The organism is Bacillus sp. GW823-FHT06B01 (assembly GCF_058952315.1).
The window spans coordinates 59,583-79,596 of record NZ_JBXAHR010000005.1; the positions used below are offsets into that span (position 1 = coordinate 59,583).

Here is a 20,014-nt window from a genome sequence, read left to right on the forward strand (position 1 = left end):
AGAAAGATAATATAACTCCTATAATATGTTATCTGAAAATCATTTTAAGTTTACAAATAGGAGAAGCAAATATGAATACAAAAAACTTAGTTTTCGTCGCTTTATTTAGTTCTATTATGGGAGTGTTAGGGTTAATACCTCCAATTGCTCTTGCTATTACACCAGTTCCGATTACATTACAATCACTCGGTGTTATGCTTGCTGGTGGATTGTTAGGATCACGTCTTGGTGCGTTAAGTCAGCTTATTTTCTTACTTATAGTTGGAGTTGGAGCACCATTACTTGCTGGTGGACGCGGTGGTCCAGGCGTATTTGTTGGGCCAAGTGCAGGATATTTACTTGGTTATATCGTTGGAGCGTTTGTCATTGGTTATTTAATTGAGCGTTTACGTGAAGTTTCTATAATAAAGGTATTATGTATTAATATAATTGGTGGTATTTTCGTAGTTTATGTATTTGGTATTATTGTACAAGCTTTCTTTATGGATGTTTCTATATGGCAGACGATGAAAGTAAGTGCTGTATTTTTACCAGGTGATTGCATAAAAGCGATTATAGCAGCAATTCTTGTAACGAAATTACATCGTTCATTGAAACATATTATTACGCCTGCTCTCAAGAGTGGGAAATATACAAATGCGGGATAAGAAAGAGAAGAAACACGTTCATTGCGTGTTTCTTTTTATTATTTTGTAAAGAAAGGACGTCTCAAATGGGGATTACAAAAGAATATAAAAAGTATGCCTCTTTACAAACAAATAAAATAGCAATAAAGGAAAATGATCGAGTATTAACATTTAAAGAATGGTTTGAGTCAGTATGTAAAGTAGCAAACTGGTTGAATGAAAAAGAATCGCAGAATAAAACGATAGCAATTGTATTAGAAAATAGTATGGAGTTTTTACAACTATTTGCTGGTGCTGCTATGGCCGGATGGGTTTGTGTGCCGTTAGATATAAAGTGGAAAGAGGATGAGCTCAAAGAAAGAATTGCGATCAGTAACCCGGCTATGATTGTGACAGAGCGATATAAGGTAAATGATCTACCGGATGAAGAAGGAAGAGTAATTGAAATTGATGAGTGGAAAAGAATGATAGAGAACTATCTTCCTACATATAATCCTGTAGAAAGTGTACAAAATGCTCCGTTTTATATGGGATTTACATCAGGATCGACTGGAAAGGCAAAAGCATTTTTACGTGCACAACAATCGTGGATTCATAGTTTTGATTGCAATATACATGACTTCCATATGAAAAAAGAAGATTCTATTTTAATAGCTGGGACGCTCGTTCATTCTCTTTTTTTATACGGTGCAATAAGTGCATTATATGTAGGGCAAACGGTGCATATTATGAAAAAGTTTATTCCAGATCAAGTGCTGGATAAGTTAGAAACGGAACACGTTTCGGTCATGTATACAGTTCCGACAATGCTAGAATCTTTATATAAAGAAAATAGAGTAATAGAAAATGGAATGAAAATTATTTCGTCAGGAGCGAAATGGGAAGCTGAAGCGAAAGAAAAAATAAAGATTATATTTCCTTATGCGCAAAAATATGAATTTTACGGTGCATCGGAACTAAGTTTTGTAACAGCACTAGTTGATGAAGAGAGTGATAGAAGGCCAAATTCAGTAGGAAAACCTTGTCACAATGTGCAAGTTCGAATATGTAACGAAGCAGGAGAAGAAGTACAGAAAGGCGAGATAGGAACTGTTTATGTGAAAAGTGATCAGTTTTTTATGGGCTACATATTGGATAAGGTTTTAGTTCCAGAGTTGACTGCGGATGGCTGGATGACAGTGCGAGATGTAGGTTATGAAGATGAAGAAGGCTTTATATATATAGTAGGTAGAGAGAAGAATATGATTTTATTTGGAGGAATTAATATTTTCCCAGAAGAAATAGAAAGTGTATTACATGAACATACAGCTGTTGATGAAATAGTTGTAGTTGGCGTGAAAGATAGTTATTGGGGTGAAAAACCTGTCGCCATCGTAAAAGGAAGTGCTACGAAGCAACAATTAAAAAGTTTTTGCTTACAACGATTATCCTCGTTTAAAATACCGAAAGAATGGCATTTTGTAGATGAAATACCGTATACAAATAGCGGGAAAATCGCTCGTATTGCAGCAAAAAATATGATTGAAAACCTGGAGAAAATATATGAATAGAGCGGTTATTGTAGAAGCAAAAAGGACACCTATTGGTAAGAAGAATGGGATGTTGAAAGATTATGAAGTTCACCAATTAGTAACGCCGCTTCTTACGTTTTTAAGTAAAGGAATTGAGAGAGAAATAGACGATGTCATATTAGGGAATATTGTGGGGCCGGGAGGGAATGTTGCGAGATTATCTGCTTTAGAAGCAGGACTTGGCTATCATATTCCTGGTGTAACGATTGACCGGCAATGTGGTGCCGGATTGGAAGCGATTCGTACTGCATGTCATTTCATTCAAGGCGGCGCAGGTAATTGTTATATTGCAGGAGGAGTAGAGAGTACAAGTACATCACCTTTTCAAAATAGAGCGCGATTTTCACCAGAAACAATTGGTGATCCTAATATGGGAGTGGCAGCTGAATATGTTGCAGAGCGTTATAATATAACGCGAGAAATGCAAGACGAGTATGCTTGCCTTAGTTATAAACGGACACTGCAAGCAGTAGAAAATGGATATTTACAAGATGAAATACTTTCTTTTAATGGATCTTTAGATGAGTCTATAAAACGAGAAATGAAGTATGAAAGAATGATTAAAAGAACTAAGCCCGCATTTTTACAAAATGGTACAGTAACGGCAGGTAATTCGTGCGGTGTAAATGATGGGGCATGTGCCGTTCTTGTAATGGAAGAGGGGCAAGCCCGAAAATTAGGATATAAGCCTGTACTTCGTTTCGTTCGTAGTGCTGTAGTTGGAGTGGCTCCAAATCTTCCGGGGACTGGTCCGATATTTGCGGTGAACAAATTATTAAATGAAATGAATATGAAAGTAGAGGACATCGATTATTTTGAAATAAATGAAGCATTTGCTTCAAAGGTTGTTGCTTGTGCAAAGGAGTTACAAATTCCTTTCGAAAAATTAAATATAAATGGTGGTGCAATTGCGCTAGGTCATCCGTACGGTGCATCTGGAGCTATGCTTGTGACACATTTGTTTTATCAAGCGAAAAGAGAGCATATGAAATATGGAATTGCGACGTTAGGAATTGGTGGTGGAATAGGGCTTGCGCTATTATTTGAGAAAGTGGAAAACTAGAAAGGGACTAGTTTTCTACTTTTTGAGGAACATAAGCATTGCTACCAGGTTTTGCTTTTATTTCATTCCAAGCAGCGATAGCATCAGCTTTTGATTTCCCTTTGTTATTTGGATCTTCGAAAAAGTCGCGAGTGAAACGATTGTATTCAAACTGCGCGCTAATAGTTGTTTTGTATGTAGGATCTTTTTTTCGTTCGTTTTCTTCATACCAAAACGTTAGCGCGTCTTCATATGTTTTTCCGACATTCTCTTTAAAAAACTTTTGAAGAGCTACTGTAAAGCGGAAGTTTGCTCCGATTTTTTCTTTGAAAAAAGCACGAACATCTTCGCTGCAGCGGTGATTGTTAGTAATAATCGTTTGAAGAGAAAGTTCTTTATAAGAGAGGGAAGCTTTACTCACCTTTTGACTAGAGCTGTTTTTTAATATTTTACCAGTATGTAAATAATGTGAGATACGCTCGGTTATTTCAATCTTAGAGCCACTAGCTGGCAAACCATGCTCACGACAAAATGTTTGGAGTTCTGCTTTTAACCAATAAAAGTTTTGGAAATCTTCAAGTGATATAGACTTTGTTAAAGGTGGACGCATAGATGTAACAACTTCTTTCTTCCATAATTTTCTTTAATTATAAAACGTATGTTCTTTTTGTGGAAGGGTTAATTTGTAAATATAACGGGAAGAGGAGATTACATATGGAAAGTGTAATGCAAGTTCGTGTTACGGGAATTTTAATTGAAGATGAAAAAGTATTGCTAGTAAAGCAAAAAGTTGCTAATCGCAATTGGTCTTTACCTGGGGGAAGGGTAGAGAATGGTGAAACGTTAGAAGAAGCGATGATTCGAGAAATGAGAGAAGAAACAGGATTAGAAGTTAAAATTAAGAATCTACTCTATGTTTGTGATAAACCAGATGCTAGTCCATCTTTATTACATATTACGTTTCTGCTTGAAAGGATTGAAGGTGAAATTACGCTACCTTCTAATGAGTTTGATTATAATCCAATTCAAGATGTGCAAATGGTACCGATTAAAGATTTAAGTCAATATGGTTTTTCGGAAACTTTTATAACTCTTATAAGTGAAGGTTTTGCAAGTGCATGGAGTTATCAAGGCTTGAAACAAAATATAGGTTTGTAAATATAGTTGAAGGATAGCAGTTAGCTATCCTTCATAAACATGTTTTACACTTCTGACTGTAAAGAAGAAACGAGTTGATTTAAAAATTCGTCCCCGGTCATAACCGCTTTTCCGCCACCGCGAGCACTCTTTTTATTTCCGCCACCTTTTCCTTCAATTGTAGGAAGTGCCTCTTTTAAAAGAGCATTCATATCGAGCGTGACTGTTTTTCCACAAGCGAGGATGCATTGTAGTTTGTCCTCATTTTCAATAACGAAATATGTAATGGCATGCTCTTGTTGTTCTGTAATAATGGCAGAAAGCTTTGCGATTTCTTGCATAGAACGATTTGTAAATACTTTAGAAATAAGTATACCGGTATGTTTTTCTGAAGGCTGTTGAAGTAGTTCGTTTGCCTCTGCAAATAATAATTTTTCATTCATTGTTTGTATTGCTTTTTCATTTTCTTTTTGAGAAGTAAGAAGTTGTGCTACTTTTGCTGGAATATCACTCTCGCTACTGTTTAATTGTTTAGAAACATCCTTTATAATTTGTTGCTGTTGCCCCATAAGTTTTAGTGTGCGCCAGCCAGCTATAAACGTTAATCGTATGCCGCCTTTATTACGCTCCCATCCTAGTACTTGAATAGGACCTACTTCACCTGTACGTTTCGGGTGTGTTCCGCCACAGCCGTTATAATCAAAGTTTTCGATAATAACAACGCGTATATTTTCTGTCATAGTCGGTTCTTTACGAAGGGGTAATGTTTTCGCTTCTTCTAAGTTCATCCACTCGATGCGGATTGGATGGTTTTCAAAAACAATTTTTTTTGCAATTTGTACCGCTTCTTCAACCGTTTCTGCATGAAGATTTTCTGTTTCTAAATCGATTGTTACCGTTTCTTTACCAAGATGGAATCCAATCGTAGGTATGTTAAAATGGTCCCAAAAAGCAGCAGATAAAATGTGCTGAGCCGCATGTTGCTGCATATGATCAAAACGGCGCTCCCAATTAATTTTACCTTCTACTTCTTCTGTATGTAATTGTTCGGTAATGAAGTGGCGGATTTCGTCATTGACTTCTTCAACATCGAGTACAGCAATTCCATTTAAAGTTCCAGTATCATGGGGCTGCCCGCCACCTGTCGGATAAAATGCTGTTTCATTTAAAACAACGTATAAGTTACCGTTTTTATCATAATCTTGCTTTATGACTTTCGTAGTAAAGTCTTTTTTATAAGCGTCAGTGTAATATAATTTTTGCTCCAATTTTCTTTCCCCTTTCGTGTTCACTAGTTTCATTGTAAAGCAATCGAGAATAGTTTCCTAATATTTCAGAAGAAAGAAACTTTTTTTAGAATTTTCTTGCTATAATAAGAAGAAAATGCGGGGGTGGAATGAATATGTTATATGAAAACGGCGTAGATAAACTACTTAGTTTAAGCAAAAATATTTCTGAATTGTATCGAGAATTAAATGAAATGGCCCGGATTTTAACGGATTGTAATCGAGAAAGTGTGAAGTTTGATCGGTTATATGTAAAAGAGGTACTGTGGAAGAAAGAAGATGTAATAGAGAAATATGATCAGCTGCTTGTGCAACTTTGTGTAAATGAATGCTTTGATTTAAAAAGTGTCATTACAGGGGAGTATAAGTATACATATGAAGAAGTAGAAAATATCGTTTTACAATTTAATGAGAAGTATAATGTTGCAATTTTAATTAAAGATGTTTGTAAAGAATTACAGTTTACATATGGCATAGATATGGATATAACGAGAACAGCTCGGGTATCAACAGCTCAAATATAAAAAGGGAAAGAAAGCAGGTTCTTTGCTTTCTTTTTTTATGTAAGAACAGGGAGAGTAGGTTTAACGATGAAGGGGAAGTTACAAAATATTCATCCATTAGGAATGACAATTATAATAGGGACTTTATTTGCGAGATTCGCCACGTCAATGAGTATTCCTTTTTTAGCAATTTATTTAACGACTGTTAAAGGCGTATCAGCTGGAATGACGGGTGCTATTATAGGAACGAGTGCACTTGTTGGAGTGTTTGCTAGTTTTATTGGAGGGAATTTATCGGATCGATTCGGCCGAAACATGATTATAATATGGTCCATGGTTGCTTGGGTGTTTGTATTTATAGGTTTTTCACTTGCAAATCATATTTTAAGTTTCTTTTTATTAAATGCTTTGAATGGATTATGTCGGTCTTTTTTTGAGCCGACATCAAGAGCATTATTATCAGATTTAACGAAACCAGAGTATCGTTTACTCGTATATAATTTGCGTTACGGTGCAATAAATGTTGGAGTAGCGATTGGCCCACTTGTCGGATTACAGATTGGAAGTGCAAAATCTACAATTCCTTTTTTAGTAGCAGCTGGAGTATATATTCTATATACAGCTATATTAGCGTTCCAATTTAAGAAGTATCCAATTGAAAAAAAGAAAGTGAATACAGAAAAGCCTGTCACAATGTTAAATGCAGTTCGTATATTGCGAAAGGATGTCGTATTTTTAGTTGCTTTAGTCGGTATTATTTTGAGTAATTGTGGCTTTTCACACTTAACGACAACAGTATCTCAATATTTTGCAAATGCACATATATTTCAGGATGGAGTGACATTGTTTTCGTATATGTTAGCTTTAAATGCGATTGTTGTAGTCGTAATTCAATACCCTGTTATTCAAATATGTAAAAAGTATACACCGTTAGTATCTATTATGGTGGGAACCTTATTTGTGAGCGGAGGATTGTTTGGATTTGGAATAGTAGAATCTACGCTAGGTGCTGCTGTCTGCACAATTATTTTTACAATTGGAGAAGTTCTCATGTTTTCCATGACGGATGTGTTTATAGATGATATAGCTGTCTCGCATTTAAAAGGAACCTATTTTGGAGCGATGGGGTTTTCAGGAATTGGAGCAGTAATTGGTCCGTGGCTTGGGGGAGTACTTCTCGATTACTACGGGTATCAAAATGGATTTATTGTCTTTTCAGCGCTAGCTATAATTTCAACTGTAGCATTTCCTGTACTTTTAGTTACAAAAGGTTTATTGAAAAAAAGATATGATAAAAATTGTAATTTAGAATTACATGCGAAATAAAATAAGCCCCAGCAGATGACTGGGGCTTATTTTTGTATTTATCCCGCTATTTGCGGGCAGTAAGAACCCACTGATTAAAGCTTTACTTTATTTTACTTCTCAATTTGAAAAAGAACTTTTTCTTCATGTTTATTAGCAACTTCATTTTTGGAAATATGAATGGCTAAATATCCATTCTCTAAGCAGGCTAGCATCTTTTTATAAATAATAGTAGCGGGTAAAGGGATGATCCGCTGCAAAGAAATATTTTTATGAAGTATACAAATATTTAGGCCTGTCTCCATCTTTTTAATAACTACATTTTGTTCGGATACATTTGGTACATCTGTTTCCAAAATGTATTCTTGTTCAGTTTCACAAAGGTCAATATGAATTTGATTTGGGAAACTAAAGTTACTACAAGAATCAGAACAAAATTGATCCATCCATTCTTCGAAACCATCAACATGAAAAAGACAATCCTTCTTTTTCTTGCCCATGTAAGACACCCTCCGTAAAATCTCAATTCATACTATGTTATGCATGAATGAAGTAGGGGTGAAGAATAAATGAAAAAATATAAACATTGTATGCGGCAAAGGTAGCTAGTGTGAGCCTTTTGTTTTACATATCATGATGTGCATGATTTTTTTGGCGTGAATGGTTACGGTTTTTTACTTTATGAGATCCGCTTAATGGTTCAGGTTGTCCCTTTTTTTCTTTCGCTTCACGATTGTTTTTTCCCATTGTATGTGACACCTCCTCTTTCTCTTTAGAATGAGAGAAGTTTGCAAATTTATACGAGAATGTTTTTAGAAAAAAAGGTAAAGATAAATGGGACTAACTATTATGGAAAGGGGATTATATAATGCCATATCATAAAGATAAACAACAAGCTTTTCAAGCAGCGCAGCAAGGAGTTACACAAGCAGAAAACGCATTTAATAACATTGTAAAAAATGATCCAAACTACGGTCATGATTTAAAAGAGTTACGCCAAGAGGTTCAGGAAGCGTATGAACAAATTCAAAATGCGTTAGAGGTAGCTTCTGAAACACAACGCCCACAACTTGAGCAATACGAAAATAATCTCCAAAACATTATGCGAAATGTAGATCAATTAGAAAAGTAAATGAGATTGTTGTGTATTCGACAACCTTATTACTTTGACGAACGTTATGCTAAAACAGAAGATTTTTCTATTCGTTTTTTGTTTATTATGCGCAGTACATATATTTCAAGTTGAAAAAGTGGAAGCGAAAATGTTGCTCAGAAAAGAGCTAGAACCAACTGGCTATGTAACGTGGGAAGTACCTAATAATGAAAAGATTATTGCCATTACATTTGATGATGGCCCAGATCCAACTTATACACCGCAAGTTTTACATTTATTACGTCAATATAAAGCAGAAGCAACATTTTTTATGATTGGATTTCGAGTTCAGCGTAATCCATATTTAGTGAAACAAGTGTTAAAAGAGGGACATGAAATTGGAAATCATACGATGAATCATTTATATGCGAGTAATTCATCGGATGAAAAATTAGAACATGATATTTTAGATGGAAAGAAATTTTTCGAAAAATGGGTGAAAGAACCTTTACTATTCCGTCCACCTGGCGGATATATTAACGATGCTGTATTTAAAACAGCGAAAGAAGCAGGTTATCAAACTGTTCTATGGTCGTGGCATCAAGACCCGCGTGATTGGGCAAATCCAGGGGTTGAATCCATTGTAAATCATGTAGTGAAAAATGCTAAAAGTGGAGATATCGTATTGTTACATGATGGAGGAAATGATCGTAGTCAAACAGTAGCAGCATTAGCAAAAATTTTACCTGAGCTGAAAAAACAAGGATATCGATTTGTAACGGTTTCAGAATTACTACGTTATAAACATTAGAAAAAATCCCAAAAGGAAGTGGACCTTTTGGGATTTTTCGTTACTGGTTCTTTTTACGTTTTTTATTATTTTGTCGCTCTGCTGGAGTTAAAGGCTCGTTTGCAAATTCTTCATTATAACCAGCACCTTGTCCTCGTGCAGATGCCGCATTCATTCCTGAAATAGTATGATTTGCTTTTCTTTTACCCATTTTATTTCACCTCTATAACTTTTTTTGTATGTTGAATGATGAGCAGTTCATAGTATGTATGAACTGTAAGTAAAGCACTAATAGAGCACTTTACTTTATGGTAATAGTATTCATAAGGAGCGTGAACACTATTCAAATTTAGGAACATAAAGAAAACTTATGATAATCTATAAGTTTCTTATTATTTACTTATTTAGAAAGTTGTAATAAGATATTATCGTAAGGTATTGAAAAGTTTGTCTACATTTTATATTCAGACAACTTAGTCACGTTTAACAGGGGGGAAACATAATGGTCAAACATAATCCATTTCAATCACGTGCAACTTTTGAATTAGATGGAAAAACGTATCATTATTATGATTTGAAAGCGCTTGAAAACGCAGGGGTTGGCAACGTATCTCAATTACCATATTCCGTGAAAGTTTTACTTGAATCAGTACTTCGTCAAGTAGACGGACGTGTAATTACAGAAGAGCATGTTACAAATTTAGCGAAATGGGGAACGAAAGATGTGCAAGATATCGATGTTCCATTTAAACCATCTCGTGTAATTTTACAAGATTTCACTGGTGTACCAGCTGTTGTAGATTTGGCTTCGCTTCGTAAAGCAATGGCAGATATGGGCGGGGATCCTGATAAAATTAATCCGGAAATTACTGTAGACCTTGTAATTGACCACTCTGTACAGGTTGATAGAGCGGGTACGGCAGACGCGCTTGCATTCAACATGGACTTAGAGTTTAAACGTAATGAAGAACGTTATAAATTTTTAAGCTGGGCACAAAAATCATTTGATAACTATCGCGCAGTGCCACCAGCTACAGGTATTGTACACCAAGTAAACCTTGAATATTTAGCACCAGTTGTTCATGCTGTGAAAAATGCTGAAGGTGACTTAGTTGCATACCCAGATTCATTAGTTGGAACAGACTCACATACAACAATGATTAACGGTATCGGCGTTCTTGGATGGGGCGTTGGTGGTATAGAAGCGGAAGCAGGAATGCTTGGACAGCCTTCATACTTCCCAGTACCTGAAGTAATCGGTGTGAAATTAACTGGTACACTTCCAAGTGGTACTACAGCAACTGACGTTGCATTAAAAGTAACACAAGTATTACGTCAAAAAGGTGTAGTTGGTAAATTCGTTGAGTTCTTCGGTAATGGGCTAAAGAGCATGCCTTTAGCTGACCGTGCAACAATTTCAAATATGGCACCAGAATACGGTGCAACTTGTGGATTCTTCCCAATTGACGATATTTCATTAGAATACTTACGTTTAACAGGTAGAGATGAAGAGCAAATTCGCATTGTTGAAGAATACTGTAAAGCAAATGGTCTATTCTATACAGCAGACAGCAAAGATCCAATTTACACTGATCTTGTTGAAATTGATTTAAATACAATCGAATCTAACCTTTCTGGACCGAAACGCCCACAAGATTTAATTCCACTTTCAGATATGAAAGATGCGTTCCATAAAGCTGTTGTAGCACCAGTTGGAACACAAGGACTTGGATTTAATGAGCAAGAGTTCGATAAAGAAGTGAAGGTTACATTAGAAGATAAAGAAGTAACGATGAAAACAGGTGCAATTGCAATCGCTGCAATTACAAGCTGTACAAATACATCAAACCCATACGTATTAATTGGGGCAGGTCTAGTTGCGAAGAAAGCAATTGAAAAAGGGCTTGTAGTACCTGAGTACGTAAAAACATCATTAGCACCAGGATCTAAAGTTGTTACTGAATACTTAGATAAATCAGGTTTAACAACATATTTAGATCAATTAGGTTTCCAAACAGTTGGTTACGGTTGTACGACTTGTATCGGTAACTCTGGTCCGTTAGCAGAGGAATTAGAAGAAGCAATCGCAGCAAACGATTTATTAGTAACATCTGTTTTATCTGGTAACCGTAACTTTGAAGGTCGTATTCATCCACTTGTAAAAGCAAACTACTTAGCATCACCACCACTTGTTGTGGCATATGCACTTGCAGGTACTGTTGATATTGACCTGAAAAATGATGCAATCGGTAAAGATGCAAATGGCAATGCTGTTTACTTCAACGACATTTGGCCATCAGCTAAAGAAATTGAAGATGTAGTTCAAAACGTTGTTACATCTGAACTGTTCAAGAAAGAATATGCACAAGTATTTAACAGCAATGAGCGCTGGAATGAAATCCAAACTTCAAATGAAGCTTTATATACTTGGGATAATGATTCAACTTATATTCAAAACCCACCGTTCTTTGAAGGATTATCTAAAGAGCCAGGTGAAGTTGAAACGTTATCAGATTTACGCATAGTTGGTAAATTTGGGGACTCTGTAACGACAGACCATATTTCACCAGCAGGTTCAATTGGTAAGCATACACCAGCAGGACGCTACTTATTAGAAAACGGCGTACAACCTGTTGACTTTAACTCTTACGGTTCTCGTCGTGGTAACCACGAAGTTATGATGCGTGGTACATTCGCGAACATCCGTATTAAAAACCAAATCGCACCAGGAACAGAAGGCGGATACACAACATATTGGCCAACTGGTGAGGTAACATCAATCTATGATGCTGCTATGAAATATAAAGAAGATGGCACAGGCCTTCTAGTTATTGCTGGTAAAGATTACGGTATGGGAAGTTCTCGTGACTGGGCTGCGAAAGGTACAAACTTATTAGGTATTAAAGCAGTAATCGCAGAAAGCTTCGAACGTATTCACCGTAGTAACTTAGTATTAATGGGTGTATTACCACTTCAATTTAAAGATGGCGAAAGCGCTGAAACGTTAGGTCTTGTTGGTAATGAGTCATTTGAAATTCAAATTGACAAAACAGTTAGACCACGCGATCTTGTAAAAGTAGTTGCAACTGATGCAGATGGCAACGAAAAACAATTTGAAGTAGTAGCTCGTTTCGATAGTGAAGTAGAAATTGACTACTACCGTCACGGTGGTATTCTGCAAATGGTTCTTCGTGAGAAAATTGAAGAGTCTAAAGTGTCAAATTAAATAATTGAAATGAACGATAAGGAAGCTAACAGCTGTTAGCTTCCTTATTTTATGGAAAGGGATGAAACCATTTGGTTTCATCCCTTTCTTTTTACTATAAAAATGGAGGGAACATCATGAAAGAATATAAAAGAATATTGTTACCGTTACAGAAAGAAAAATTATTAGTAATAGCAGCTGTCTGTAGTGGATGCTTTGCTGCTATTTTAAATTTATCTCGTCCACTATTCATGGGATTAATTGTAGATAACCTTATTCAACGAGAGTTAAAGGAGGTGTATCTTTACATTACTTTGTTTGCAGCTAGCCGCTTGTTGATGTGGGTGAACAATCTTTCATTTGATTATGTAAGTTCAAAAGCGAGTCAGCGAATATTACGAGAGAAGCGTATAGATGTATTGCGTCATTTCTTCTCATTACCGTTTGAAGAGAGTGAGAAGATTAAGGGAGGAGAGTTAGAGACATTAGTTGTGTCTGATATTCCGAACTGGGTCAGATTATATGGATCTATATTAATAGAATATATACACGCTATTGCCCAATTTATTGGCGCAATCATAGCACTACAACATATAGATATAAAGTTCATATTGTGGGTAGCTCCGTTTTTATTTTTAAGTGCAACGGTTCCGATGTTGATGGGGAAAAAGGTAAGAAATATCGCCAGCATTGCTCAAAGAAATCAATCAAGTGTTGTAGAGATGGTGTCACAGTTTGTAAAAGGAGCACAAGATTTACGTAGTTTGGAAAAAGAAAAATGGGCCATTCGCTTATTTAAGGGAGTAACGGCACAATCTTATAAAACAGAAGTAAAGAAGACGATGATGCAACATTGCATTGGAGTAGTTGGAACCGTGATTGAAACAGGGGCATATATTGTTGTTCTCATTATAGGCGCGCAGAAAATAATGAAGGGGGAAATGGAAGTTGGTTCAATTGTTGCTGTGTTAGCCACAATTGAAATGCTCTTTTTTCCAGTCCGCTACGTTGGCGATTTATTAATGATGACACAAGTTGCAGTCGCTTCGGCAAATAGAGTTTTTTCCTTTTTAGATAAACGAGTGGCAAATAGTAAGGTAGAAAGAGCGATGGGGATGACGGTAACAAATGTTTCATTTCAGGAGAGTAATGAAGAGAAATGCAGAATTCATAATATTGATTTGCAAATTAATCCTGGTGAATTCGTTATGATTGTAGGAGAAAGTGGTGCAGGAAAAACAACGCTTTTAAAATTAATGACAGGTTTGTATAAACCATCTAACGGTAGCGTTGTTTATTATGGTAATGAGGCTCGTATGAAGACAGTGTGGCAAGAACCTCGTTTCTTTCGGACGACAGTAAAAGAAAATATGTATTTCGGTGAAGAGTATATAGAACACCAGTTAGAAAAAAATATTGAACTAGTAAATGGAACATCCATTATTAGGAAGTTGCCTGAAGGGGTTCAAACTGTACTACATAAAAGTGGTGAAGAATTTTCTGGAGGAGAAAGAAAACGTCTTGCATTATTACGTGCTATTGTTTCAAATCCGAATCTTATTATTTTAGATGAACCGACTGCGGGATTAGATCCGAGCAACCAAGAAACTGTTTGGAATATGATAGAAGGATTAGGAAGAGAGGTCACGAGAATTGTGGCAACACATGATGTAGAGAAAGCGATACTAGCAGATCGTGTTGTTATAATGAGAGAAGGAAGTATTGTTGCATGTGGAAGTCCTGAAAAATTAATAAATAGTCATTCGTTTTTACAGAGATATGAATAAAGATAAGAGCAGTGCTCTTATCTTTATTCAGCATCATTTATTTGATACTCGATAGATTCGGAGTGATTCAGATCAACGTTAAAAGTAGCAGTCATAAGGAAAGTTGCAATTCCGAGAATTAAGAAAAGGACGAATGAGACTAGAGAGACGTAGAGACAAATACGCCCTACTTTCTTTTTTTCAAAATCTTTACTAAAGAGTGAAATGATCCATGTAATAATGCCGATTGGGTATAAAAGAAAACTAAGAATATATAATGTTGTTTTTTCGAATGAATTCATAAACAATCCCCCTTTGCTGAAGGTTATATAACTACGAGAATAAATAGGTAAGTGGGTCAATAAGAAGATAAAACACCTCATCTGTTTTTCTAATTATATGATAAAAAGGAAAAAACTTCACTTTAAATAAGAATATTCTAATTATTTTGACTGTGAATATTTCCAAGCTTGTCCGTATAAGCTAAAATAAGGTATATAGTATTTGGGTAATTAGGTTAATAAGAAGATAAATACGTTAGGGTGATATAAAATGTGGCGGAAGCTTACGATTATTGTAGTGTTACTTTGTTTAGCGGGGTATGCAGCTTATGAACAGTTTGGTAAAAAAGACCAGGCGGTACAAGGGGAGCAAGAAAAAAGTGAAGCTGCTATGAAAGAGATGATTGCAAGTAATGGTATCGAAATAGGGAAGAGTGCGCCAAACTTTGAATTAACGAAGTTAGATGGAACGAATGTAAAGTTATCAGATCTGAAAGGAAAGAAAGTGATTTTAAACTTTTGGGCAACGTGGTGTGGACCTTGCCAGCAAGAAATGCCGGATATGGAGGCTTTCTATAAAGAACATAAAGAAAATGTAGAAATTTTAGCAATAAATTATACGCCTTCAGAAAAGGGCGGGGGAGTAGAAAAGGTAAGCAATTTTGCAAAAGAAAAAGGAATTACTTTTCCTATTTTATTGGACAAGAACATTGATGTGACAACAGCGTATAAAGTAATTACGATTCCAACTTCGTATTTTATAGATACGAAAGGTGTCATTCAAGATAAGTTTATTGGACCGATGACGCAAAAAGAGATGGAGAAACGGATTGCTAAATTAAAATAATGGTGAAAAGGTAGAGGTGGAAAGTTACCATTTCTGCCTTTTCTTTTTCACGTAGTGATAGCAGCATGTTATGATAAAAGAAATATAAACGTTTAGAGGTAAAGGAGTGTTTGGAGTGGGGAATGTATCCTTACCGTTAGATTATGTTGTAATTGATTTTGAAACAACAGGATTTAACCCTTATAATGATAAAATTATTCAAGTAGCAGCAGTGAAATATCGTAATCATGAACTAGTAGATCAATTTGTTTCCTATGTGAATCCAGAGCGTTCAATTCCGGACCGAATAACGAGTTTAACAGGTATTACAAATTATCGTGTTTCAGATGCACCGACGATTGAAGAAGTATTACCTTTATTTTTAGCATTTTTACATACAAATGTTATTGTCGCTCATAATGCATCTTTTGATATGCGTTTTTTAAAAAGTAATGTAAACATGCTTGGGCTGCCTGAACCTCAAAATAAAGTGATTGATACTGTGTTTTTAGCGAAGAAATATATGAAGCACGCACCTAATCATAAACTTGAAACGTTAAAGCGAATGCTTGGCATTCGTTTAAGTTCTCATAATGCATTTGATGATTGTATTACTTGTGCAGCTGTTTATCAAAAATGTGCATCTATTGAAGAAGAAACAAACAGGAAATCGAATACAGAAGTACTTGATGAAACCGTAGTATATGAAGCAGTAAAAAAGATACTTGTACGAAATAAACGTGATATCGAATGGATTCGTTGTATGAATGTAGGAAGCTATTTAGATATAAAAGCTTTTTATCCAGTTATGAGAGTAAAAGTAAAAGGGCGAAAGAAATACGTATTAACAGAGATATTAGAAGATGATGTGAAAGAAATATGTACGAGTTTAAATTGTGAACCCGCGTTAAAAAGTGAAGTTGGTAATACGAGAATTATGCTTAATAGCTTAGAGGATGTCCTGAAATTAGAAAGTTATATTTTAGGACAGTATGATTTCGTACTGCAAGCGCTAAGTGAGTATAAACAAAGTGAAATGAATGCAGATGAAAAGCTAAAAGAATATTTAAATATAATGGTATAAAAAAACTCCGTGTACAAGAAGTTGTGCACGGAGTTTTTTTAGGAATACTAAAACATAAAATTTTCTTACAAATCTGATTAAAGAGTTTTTCATTTGCTCATACTATGTATAGTAAGAATGCGAAGGAGAGAGGGTGAACAGCATGAGAAGAAGTCGCCGTAAATCATTTGACGAACTTGTGAAAGAAAATAAACAACAATTATTAAGTGATCGTGATGCAATCGATCGCATTGAAGAGCGTATTGAAAAACGTTATGAAATGCAACTTTTTAAGCAAGCTGAATAATTCTTAACACTAGTACGATACTAGTGTTAAGGAGGCGATAGTAATGGGTAATCCGAAAAAGAATTCAAAAGACTTTGCACCGAATCATATTGGAACACAATCAAAAAAAGCTGGTGGCAATAAAGGGAAGCAAATGCAAGACCAAACAGGCAAACAACCGATTGTTGATAACGGTTAAAAAAGGGAGAATGTTGTCATTCTTCTTTTTGTGAAGGATTTTTAATAGTCAAAAAGGGCTGACTTATGTCAGCCCTTTTTCGTAATCGTAAAATTTTCAACGAGTAAACGCCAATTTTGCGGGAATGGTAAGCCAATCTTCCAGTAACTAATACCGCCTATACCTTGTTCTTTCATTAAATTGAATTTGCTTTGAACAGACCGTGAATCTTCAAACCAAACTTCGTGTTGAACACCATTTTCATCAAAATAATTAAAATGAGGAGCTTGAGCTGTGAAATCATAGCGGATGGGGACATTGTATTTACGAGCTAGTGCGACAGCTGCGACAGAGCTAATTGCTTTTGCAGGCGGATTGCCTTGTTTGAACGGAAGTTTCCAATCGAATCCGTATAAGTTTTGTCCCATCATAATTTTTTGGGGAGGCATTTGAGATTTTGCATATTGAAGTACTTCTTTTACAGGACCGATAGGAGAAATAGCCATCGGTGGCCCGCCTTGCCAACCCCAGTCATATGTCATAATGACGACGAAATCAACAATTTGCCCTTGTGCTTTATAATCGTGAGCTTCGAAAAATTTTCCCTTTTGATTTGAACTTGTTTTCGGTACAAGCGTTGTACTCAATGTGTATCCGTTAGGTAAGCGTGTTTTTACATTTCGTAAAAAACGATTATACGCTTCGCGATCTTCAGGTGCTACACTCTCGAAATCAAAATGAATGTCTCGCATACCGTACTTCTCAGCTGTTTGTAAAATGTTAGTAATAAATTTGTTTTGAATCGATGCATCGCGTAAAATAACCGATGTCAGATCGGCACTGAAATTTCCATTTTCAATATTTGTAATAACGAGCATCGGGATGGTTTTGCCTTGCGTTGCAATATTAGCGATTTTAGCTGTTTCAGTTGGTTCTTTTAACGTACCATCTCTTTTTGCCTCGAAACTGAAGTAAGCCAAATATGTTAAAAATGGATTAATGGCACGCGTAGCGTTAACTAAACTTTCTTTTATTGGTATTGTTGAAGGTTGTAAATAAGCGATGGATTCTACTGCGCGTTTTGTCCCTTTTGGTATATATAATTGCTGTCCAACATGAAGAATGGATTTTAAAGATAAGTTATTGACCTTAGCTAAACTAGCGAGAGGTACGTTATATGTTTGAGAGATTCGATATAGGCTATCGCCAGGCTGTACATAATAATTATTCCCTTTCGTATTAACGATCAGTGCCTGACCTACAACGAGTGTTTCAGCTGGATTTAGTCCATTGTCCTTTACTATTTCGTCAGGTGTTGATCCGTACTTTGATGCCAAGCTATATACGCTATCACCGCTACGAACAGTTACAATTTGAATCATATGCTTGCTCCTTTCAGTAAAAGATTCACTGTTTTTATTTTATTTTTGATGTCACTGTATTATGATTAAATGTATGCAAGGTAGCAGAAGTGAAAGAAGGCGAATACATATGTTTGTAGCAGAACATGAAGTTGAAATCCGTTATGCGGAAACAGATCAAATGGGTGTTGTTTACCATTCAAACTATTTGGTGTGGCTTGAACTAGGTCGCACGAAACTTATACAAGATTTAGGATTTTCATATGTTGAAATGGAGAAAGAGGGAATTATTTCTCCTGTGTTAGATTTGCAAATTTCATATCGTAAAGCGATGCGTTACGGAGAAAAAGCAATTGTGAAAACGTGGATTGATACTGTTAGTCCGCTTCGCGTTGTATATGGTTATGAAATATATAACGGTGAAGGTGAACTTTGTATTACTGCAAGTACGACGAATATTTGCGCGAAAAAAGAAGGGTTCAGGCCCGTATCATTTAAAAAGTTATATCCTGAGTGGTATGCGAAATATGAGGAAATTAAGAAAAAATAAAAAAGCGTGGCAGAAGCCACGTTTTTTTATTTTTCATAATTAAATTGCGGGAAATCATCACCGTCGTTAAAGGTAACAGCTAAATTATGTCCATCGAAGAACCACTCATCATCGCCTTCAATAAAGAAGTTAATACCTTCTTCTTGAGTTTGAACAGCAGGATGTGCAGGATCATCTTTACGAATACCTAAAGAAAGTCCTTTTTGCACAGTACTGCAACCGCCGTATTGTACGAAAAGGCGTAGTGTTTCACCCGATTGTAAGTTTAATTCGTTTTTATACCATTGTGCTGCTTCTTTTGTTACGGAAAGATTCATGTATAGTTCCTCCAAATTATGTTGCTTTTTCTTTAGTATAAAAAATAACGCAAAAAGACGCTATTAATATGCTTCACGTTTTCTTTTTGCGTTATGTGGGTTACGATCTTATTTTTGCTTTTTTGAAAAGTTTGCTTTCGGTTCAGTTTTATTTATAATTCGTCCGATATTTGCACGGTGTTTATAAATAACCATACCTGCTAATAAACACATCGCAATAATGAAGATTTTATCCCCGCTAACAATGGATGCAATAACAGCAACGACGGCTGTTACCATAGAAGAAAGTGATACGTATCTTGTTGTAAATAAAAGGCTGAAAAAGACAACAGCTAATATTGCAAAAACAACTGGAGAGTAGCATAATAGCACGCCAGCAGAAGTTGCAACAGCTTTACCACCACGGAATTTCGCGAAAATCGGATACACATGTCCAAGAACAGCTGCTAATCCGAACCATAGTGGGTGAACATCTAAACCGAAAATAAGCGGTAGACTTGTTGCTAATGTACCTTTTAAAATGTCAGCAATTGTAACGATAAAACCTGCTTTTTTCCCTAGTGTGCGGAATGTATTTGTCCCGCCTAGATTACCGCTTCCATGCTCACGAATATCGATTCCGTAGCCGATTTTCCCAACGACTAGTGCGAATGGAATCGAGCCAAGTAAGTAGGCAACGATAAATAAAAGATATGTAATAACCATAAGTTCAGTCTCCTTTATTCAAATGTGTTGATAAAGGGTAAAAAGAGTTTTTCCCGTATATTGTACCATACATTTGTAAAGAGCACATTTCTTTTTTGTAAATGAAAAATTCATTATTTCGTG

Annotated in this window: 24 protein-coding genes; 15 read left to right on the forward strand and 9 right to left on the reverse strand. The window is 35.8% G+C overall.

Going from position 1 to position 20,014, the window contains the following annotated elements:
- The first annotated feature begins 71 nt into the window (after positions 1–71).
- From AC1Q8N_RS21855 to AC1Q8N_RS21865, 3 genes are all read left to right on the forward strand, one after another.
- Positions 72–647: a biotin transporter BioY gene (locus AC1Q8N_RS21855; RefSeq protein ID WP_001093321.1), complete on the forward strand. Its 576-nt coding sequence runs from the start codon at positions 72–74 to the stop codon at positions 645–647.
- 65 nt (positions 648–712) lie between these two features.
- Entirely contained in the window at positions 713–2,176 is a 1,464-nt protein-coding gene (locus tag AC1Q8N_RS21860) for an acyl-CoA synthetase (protein WP_493521375.1), read from the forward strand.
- Entirely contained in the window at positions 2,169–3,260 is a 1,092-nt protein-coding gene (locus tag AC1Q8N_RS21865) for an acetyl-CoA C-acyltransferase (protein WP_493521376.1), read from the forward strand. Before AC1Q8N_RS21860 ends, AC1Q8N_RS21865 begins: the two co-directional genes overlap by 8 nt.
- Positions 3,261–3,267: 7 nt before the next feature.
- Here the strand turns inward: AC1Q8N_RS21865 and AC1Q8N_RS21870 are convergent, their stop codons facing one another.
- On the reverse strand, positions 3,268–3,849 hold the full coding sequence (locus AC1Q8N_RS21870; RefSeq protein ID WP_001247733.1) for a DUF6434 domain-containing protein: 582 nt from the start codon (positions 3,847–3,849) through the stop codon (positions 3,268–3,270).
- Positions 3,850–3,953: 104 nt separating this feature from the next.
- On the opposite strand from AC1Q8N_RS21870, the gene AC1Q8N_RS21875 reads away from it, so the two are divergent.
- Positions 3,954–4,397 carry an NUDIX hydrolase gene (locus AC1Q8N_RS21875; RefSeq protein ID WP_000446730.1) on the forward strand — a complete coding sequence of 148 codons (444 nt, stop codon included), beginning with the start codon at positions 3,954–3,956 and terminating at the stop codon, positions 4,395–4,397.
- A gap of 44 nt (positions 4,398–4,441) precedes the next feature.
- Here AC1Q8N_RS21875 and AC1Q8N_RS21880 read toward each other — a convergent pair whose 3' ends face one another.
- Entirely contained in the window at positions 4,442–5,644 is a 1,203-nt protein-coding gene (locus AC1Q8N_RS21880) for an alanyl-tRNA editing protein (protein ID WP_493521377.1), read from the reverse strand.
- 134 nt (positions 5,645–5,778) lie between these two features.
- Here AC1Q8N_RS21880 and AC1Q8N_RS21885 point away from each other — a divergent pair, with 134 nt between their 5' ends.
- Positions 5,779–6,186: a hypothetical protein gene (locus tag AC1Q8N_RS21885; protein WP_493521378.1), complete on the forward strand. Its 408-nt coding sequence runs from the start codon at positions 5,779–5,781 to the stop codon at positions 6,184–6,186.
- Positions 6,187–6,252: 66 nt separating this feature from the next.
- The gene (locus AC1Q8N_RS21890; protein ID WP_493521379.1) at positions 6,253–7,491 is read left to right on the forward strand and encodes an MDR family MFS transporter; all 1,239 of its coding nucleotides are present in this window, start codon (positions 6,253–6,255) and stop codon (positions 7,489–7,491) included.
- Positions 7,492–7,583: 92 nt separating this feature from the next.
- On the opposite strand, the gene AC1Q8N_RS21895 is transcribed toward AC1Q8N_RS21890, so the two are convergent.
- Together AC1Q8N_RS21895 and AC1Q8N_RS21900 are read right to left on the reverse strand one after the other, a co-directional pair.
- Complete coding sequence (locus AC1Q8N_RS21895) at positions 7,584–7,970, reverse strand: Hsp20/alpha crystallin family protein (RefSeq protein ID WP_140386854.1); 387 nt, start codon at positions 7,968–7,970, stop codon at positions 7,584–7,586.
- 124 nt (positions 7,971–8,094) lie between these two features.
- On the reverse strand, positions 8,095–8,217 hold the full coding sequence (locus tag AC1Q8N_RS21900) for a small acid-soluble spore protein P (RefSeq protein WP_000517650.1): 123 nt from the start codon (positions 8,215–8,217) through the stop codon (positions 8,095–8,097).
- Positions 8,218–8,338: 121 nt separating this feature from the next.
- On the opposite strand from AC1Q8N_RS21900, the gene AC1Q8N_RS21905 reads away from it, so the two are divergent.
- Entirely contained in the window at positions 8,339–8,602 is a 264-nt protein-coding gene (locus AC1Q8N_RS21905; protein ID WP_001146295.1) for a hypothetical protein, read from the forward strand.
- Positions 8,603–8,648: 46 nt separating this feature from the next.
- Entirely contained in the window at positions 8,649–9,374 is a 726-nt protein-coding gene (gene pdaB, locus AC1Q8N_RS21910) for a polysaccharide deacetylase family sporulation protein PdaB (RefSeq protein WP_095205706.1), read from the forward strand.
- A 40-nt stretch (positions 9,375–9,414) separates the two neighbouring features.
- On the opposite strand, the gene sspO is transcribed toward pdaB, so the two are convergent.
- Positions 9,415–9,564, reverse strand: a complete 150-nt coding sequence (gene sspO / locus AC1Q8N_RS21915) for a small acid-soluble spore protein SspO (RefSeq protein ID WP_098079641.1) — start codon at positions 9,562–9,564, stop codon at positions 9,415–9,417.
- Positions 9,565–9,855: 291 nt separating this feature from the next.
- Here sspO and acnA point away from each other — a divergent pair, with 291 nt between their 5' ends.
- Positions 9,856–12,579, forward strand: a complete 2,724-nt coding sequence (gene acnA, locus AC1Q8N_RS21920; RefSeq protein WP_048544062.1) for an aconitate hydratase AcnA — start codon at positions 9,856–9,858, stop codon at positions 12,577–12,579.
- 116 nt (positions 12,580–12,695) lie between these two features.
- Positions 12,696–14,345 (forward strand): ABC transporter ATP-binding protein, encoded by a 1,650-nt coding sequence (locus AC1Q8N_RS21925; protein ID WP_142330306.1) that lies wholly within the window; start codon positions 12,696–12,698, stop codon positions 14,343–14,345.
- A 23-nt stretch (positions 14,346–14,368) separates the two neighbouring features.
- Here AC1Q8N_RS21925 and AC1Q8N_RS21930 read toward each other — a convergent pair whose 3' ends face one another.
- Positions 14,369–14,626, reverse strand: a complete 258-nt coding sequence (locus AC1Q8N_RS21930) for a hypothetical protein (protein WP_048544059.1) — start codon at positions 14,624–14,626, stop codon at positions 14,369–14,371.
- Between the two features lie 250 nt (positions 14,627–14,876).
- On the opposite strand from AC1Q8N_RS21930, the gene AC1Q8N_RS21935 reads away from it, so the two are divergent.
- From AC1Q8N_RS21935 to sspN, 4 genes are all read left to right on the forward strand, one after another.
- Positions 14,877–15,452, forward strand: a complete 576-nt coding sequence (locus tag AC1Q8N_RS21935) for a TlpA family protein disulfide reductase (RefSeq protein ID WP_000269060.1) — start codon at positions 14,877–14,879, stop codon at positions 15,450–15,452.
- 115 nt (positions 15,453–15,567) lie between these two features.
- A complete protein-coding gene (locus AC1Q8N_RS21940) occupies positions 15,568–16,515 on the forward strand; it encodes a 3'-5' exonuclease (protein ID WP_098048234.1) in 948 nt (315 codons plus the stop codon).
- Between the two features lie 142 nt (positions 16,516–16,657).
- Positions 16,658–16,801 (forward strand): FbpB family small basic protein, encoded by a 144-nt coding sequence (locus tag AC1Q8N_RS21945; RefSeq protein WP_001254698.1) that lies wholly within the window; start codon positions 16,658–16,660, stop codon positions 16,799–16,801.
- Positions 16,802–16,844: 43 nt separating this feature from the next.
- Positions 16,845–16,979 carry an acid-soluble spore protein SspN gene (gene sspN / locus AC1Q8N_RS21950; RefSeq protein ID WP_000527987.1) on the forward strand — a complete coding sequence of 45 codons (135 nt, stop codon included), beginning with the start codon at positions 16,845–16,847 and terminating at the stop codon, positions 16,977–16,979.
- Between the two features lie 68 nt (positions 16,980–17,047).
- Here sspN and AC1Q8N_RS21955 read toward each other — a convergent pair whose 3' ends face one another.
- Positions 17,048–18,340, reverse strand: coding sequence for a glycoside hydrolase family 18 protein (locus AC1Q8N_RS21955; protein WP_046954571.1), 1,293 nt, complete (start codon positions 18,338–18,340; stop codon positions 17,048–17,050).
- 109 nt (positions 18,341–18,449) lie between these two features.
- On the opposite strand from AC1Q8N_RS21955, the gene AC1Q8N_RS21960 reads away from it, so the two are divergent.
- Positions 18,450–18,869, forward strand: a complete 420-nt coding sequence (locus AC1Q8N_RS21960; RefSeq protein WP_000495804.1) for an acyl-CoA thioesterase — start codon at positions 18,450–18,452, stop codon at positions 18,867–18,869.
- 26 nt (positions 18,870–18,895) lie between these two features.
- On the opposite strand, the gene AC1Q8N_RS21965 is transcribed toward AC1Q8N_RS21960, so the two are convergent.
- On the reverse strand, positions 18,896–19,186 hold the full coding sequence (locus AC1Q8N_RS21965; RefSeq protein WP_001054448.1) for a HesB/YadR/YfhF family protein: 291 nt from the start codon (positions 19,184–19,186) through the stop codon (positions 18,896–18,898).
- A 108-nt stretch (positions 19,187–19,294) separates the two neighbouring features.
- Entirely contained in the window at positions 19,295–19,891 is a 597-nt protein-coding gene (gene plsY, locus AC1Q8N_RS21970) for a glycerol-3-phosphate 1-O-acyltransferase PlsY (protein ID WP_098091643.1), read from the reverse strand.
- Positions 19,892–20,014: the final 123 nt, after the last annotated feature.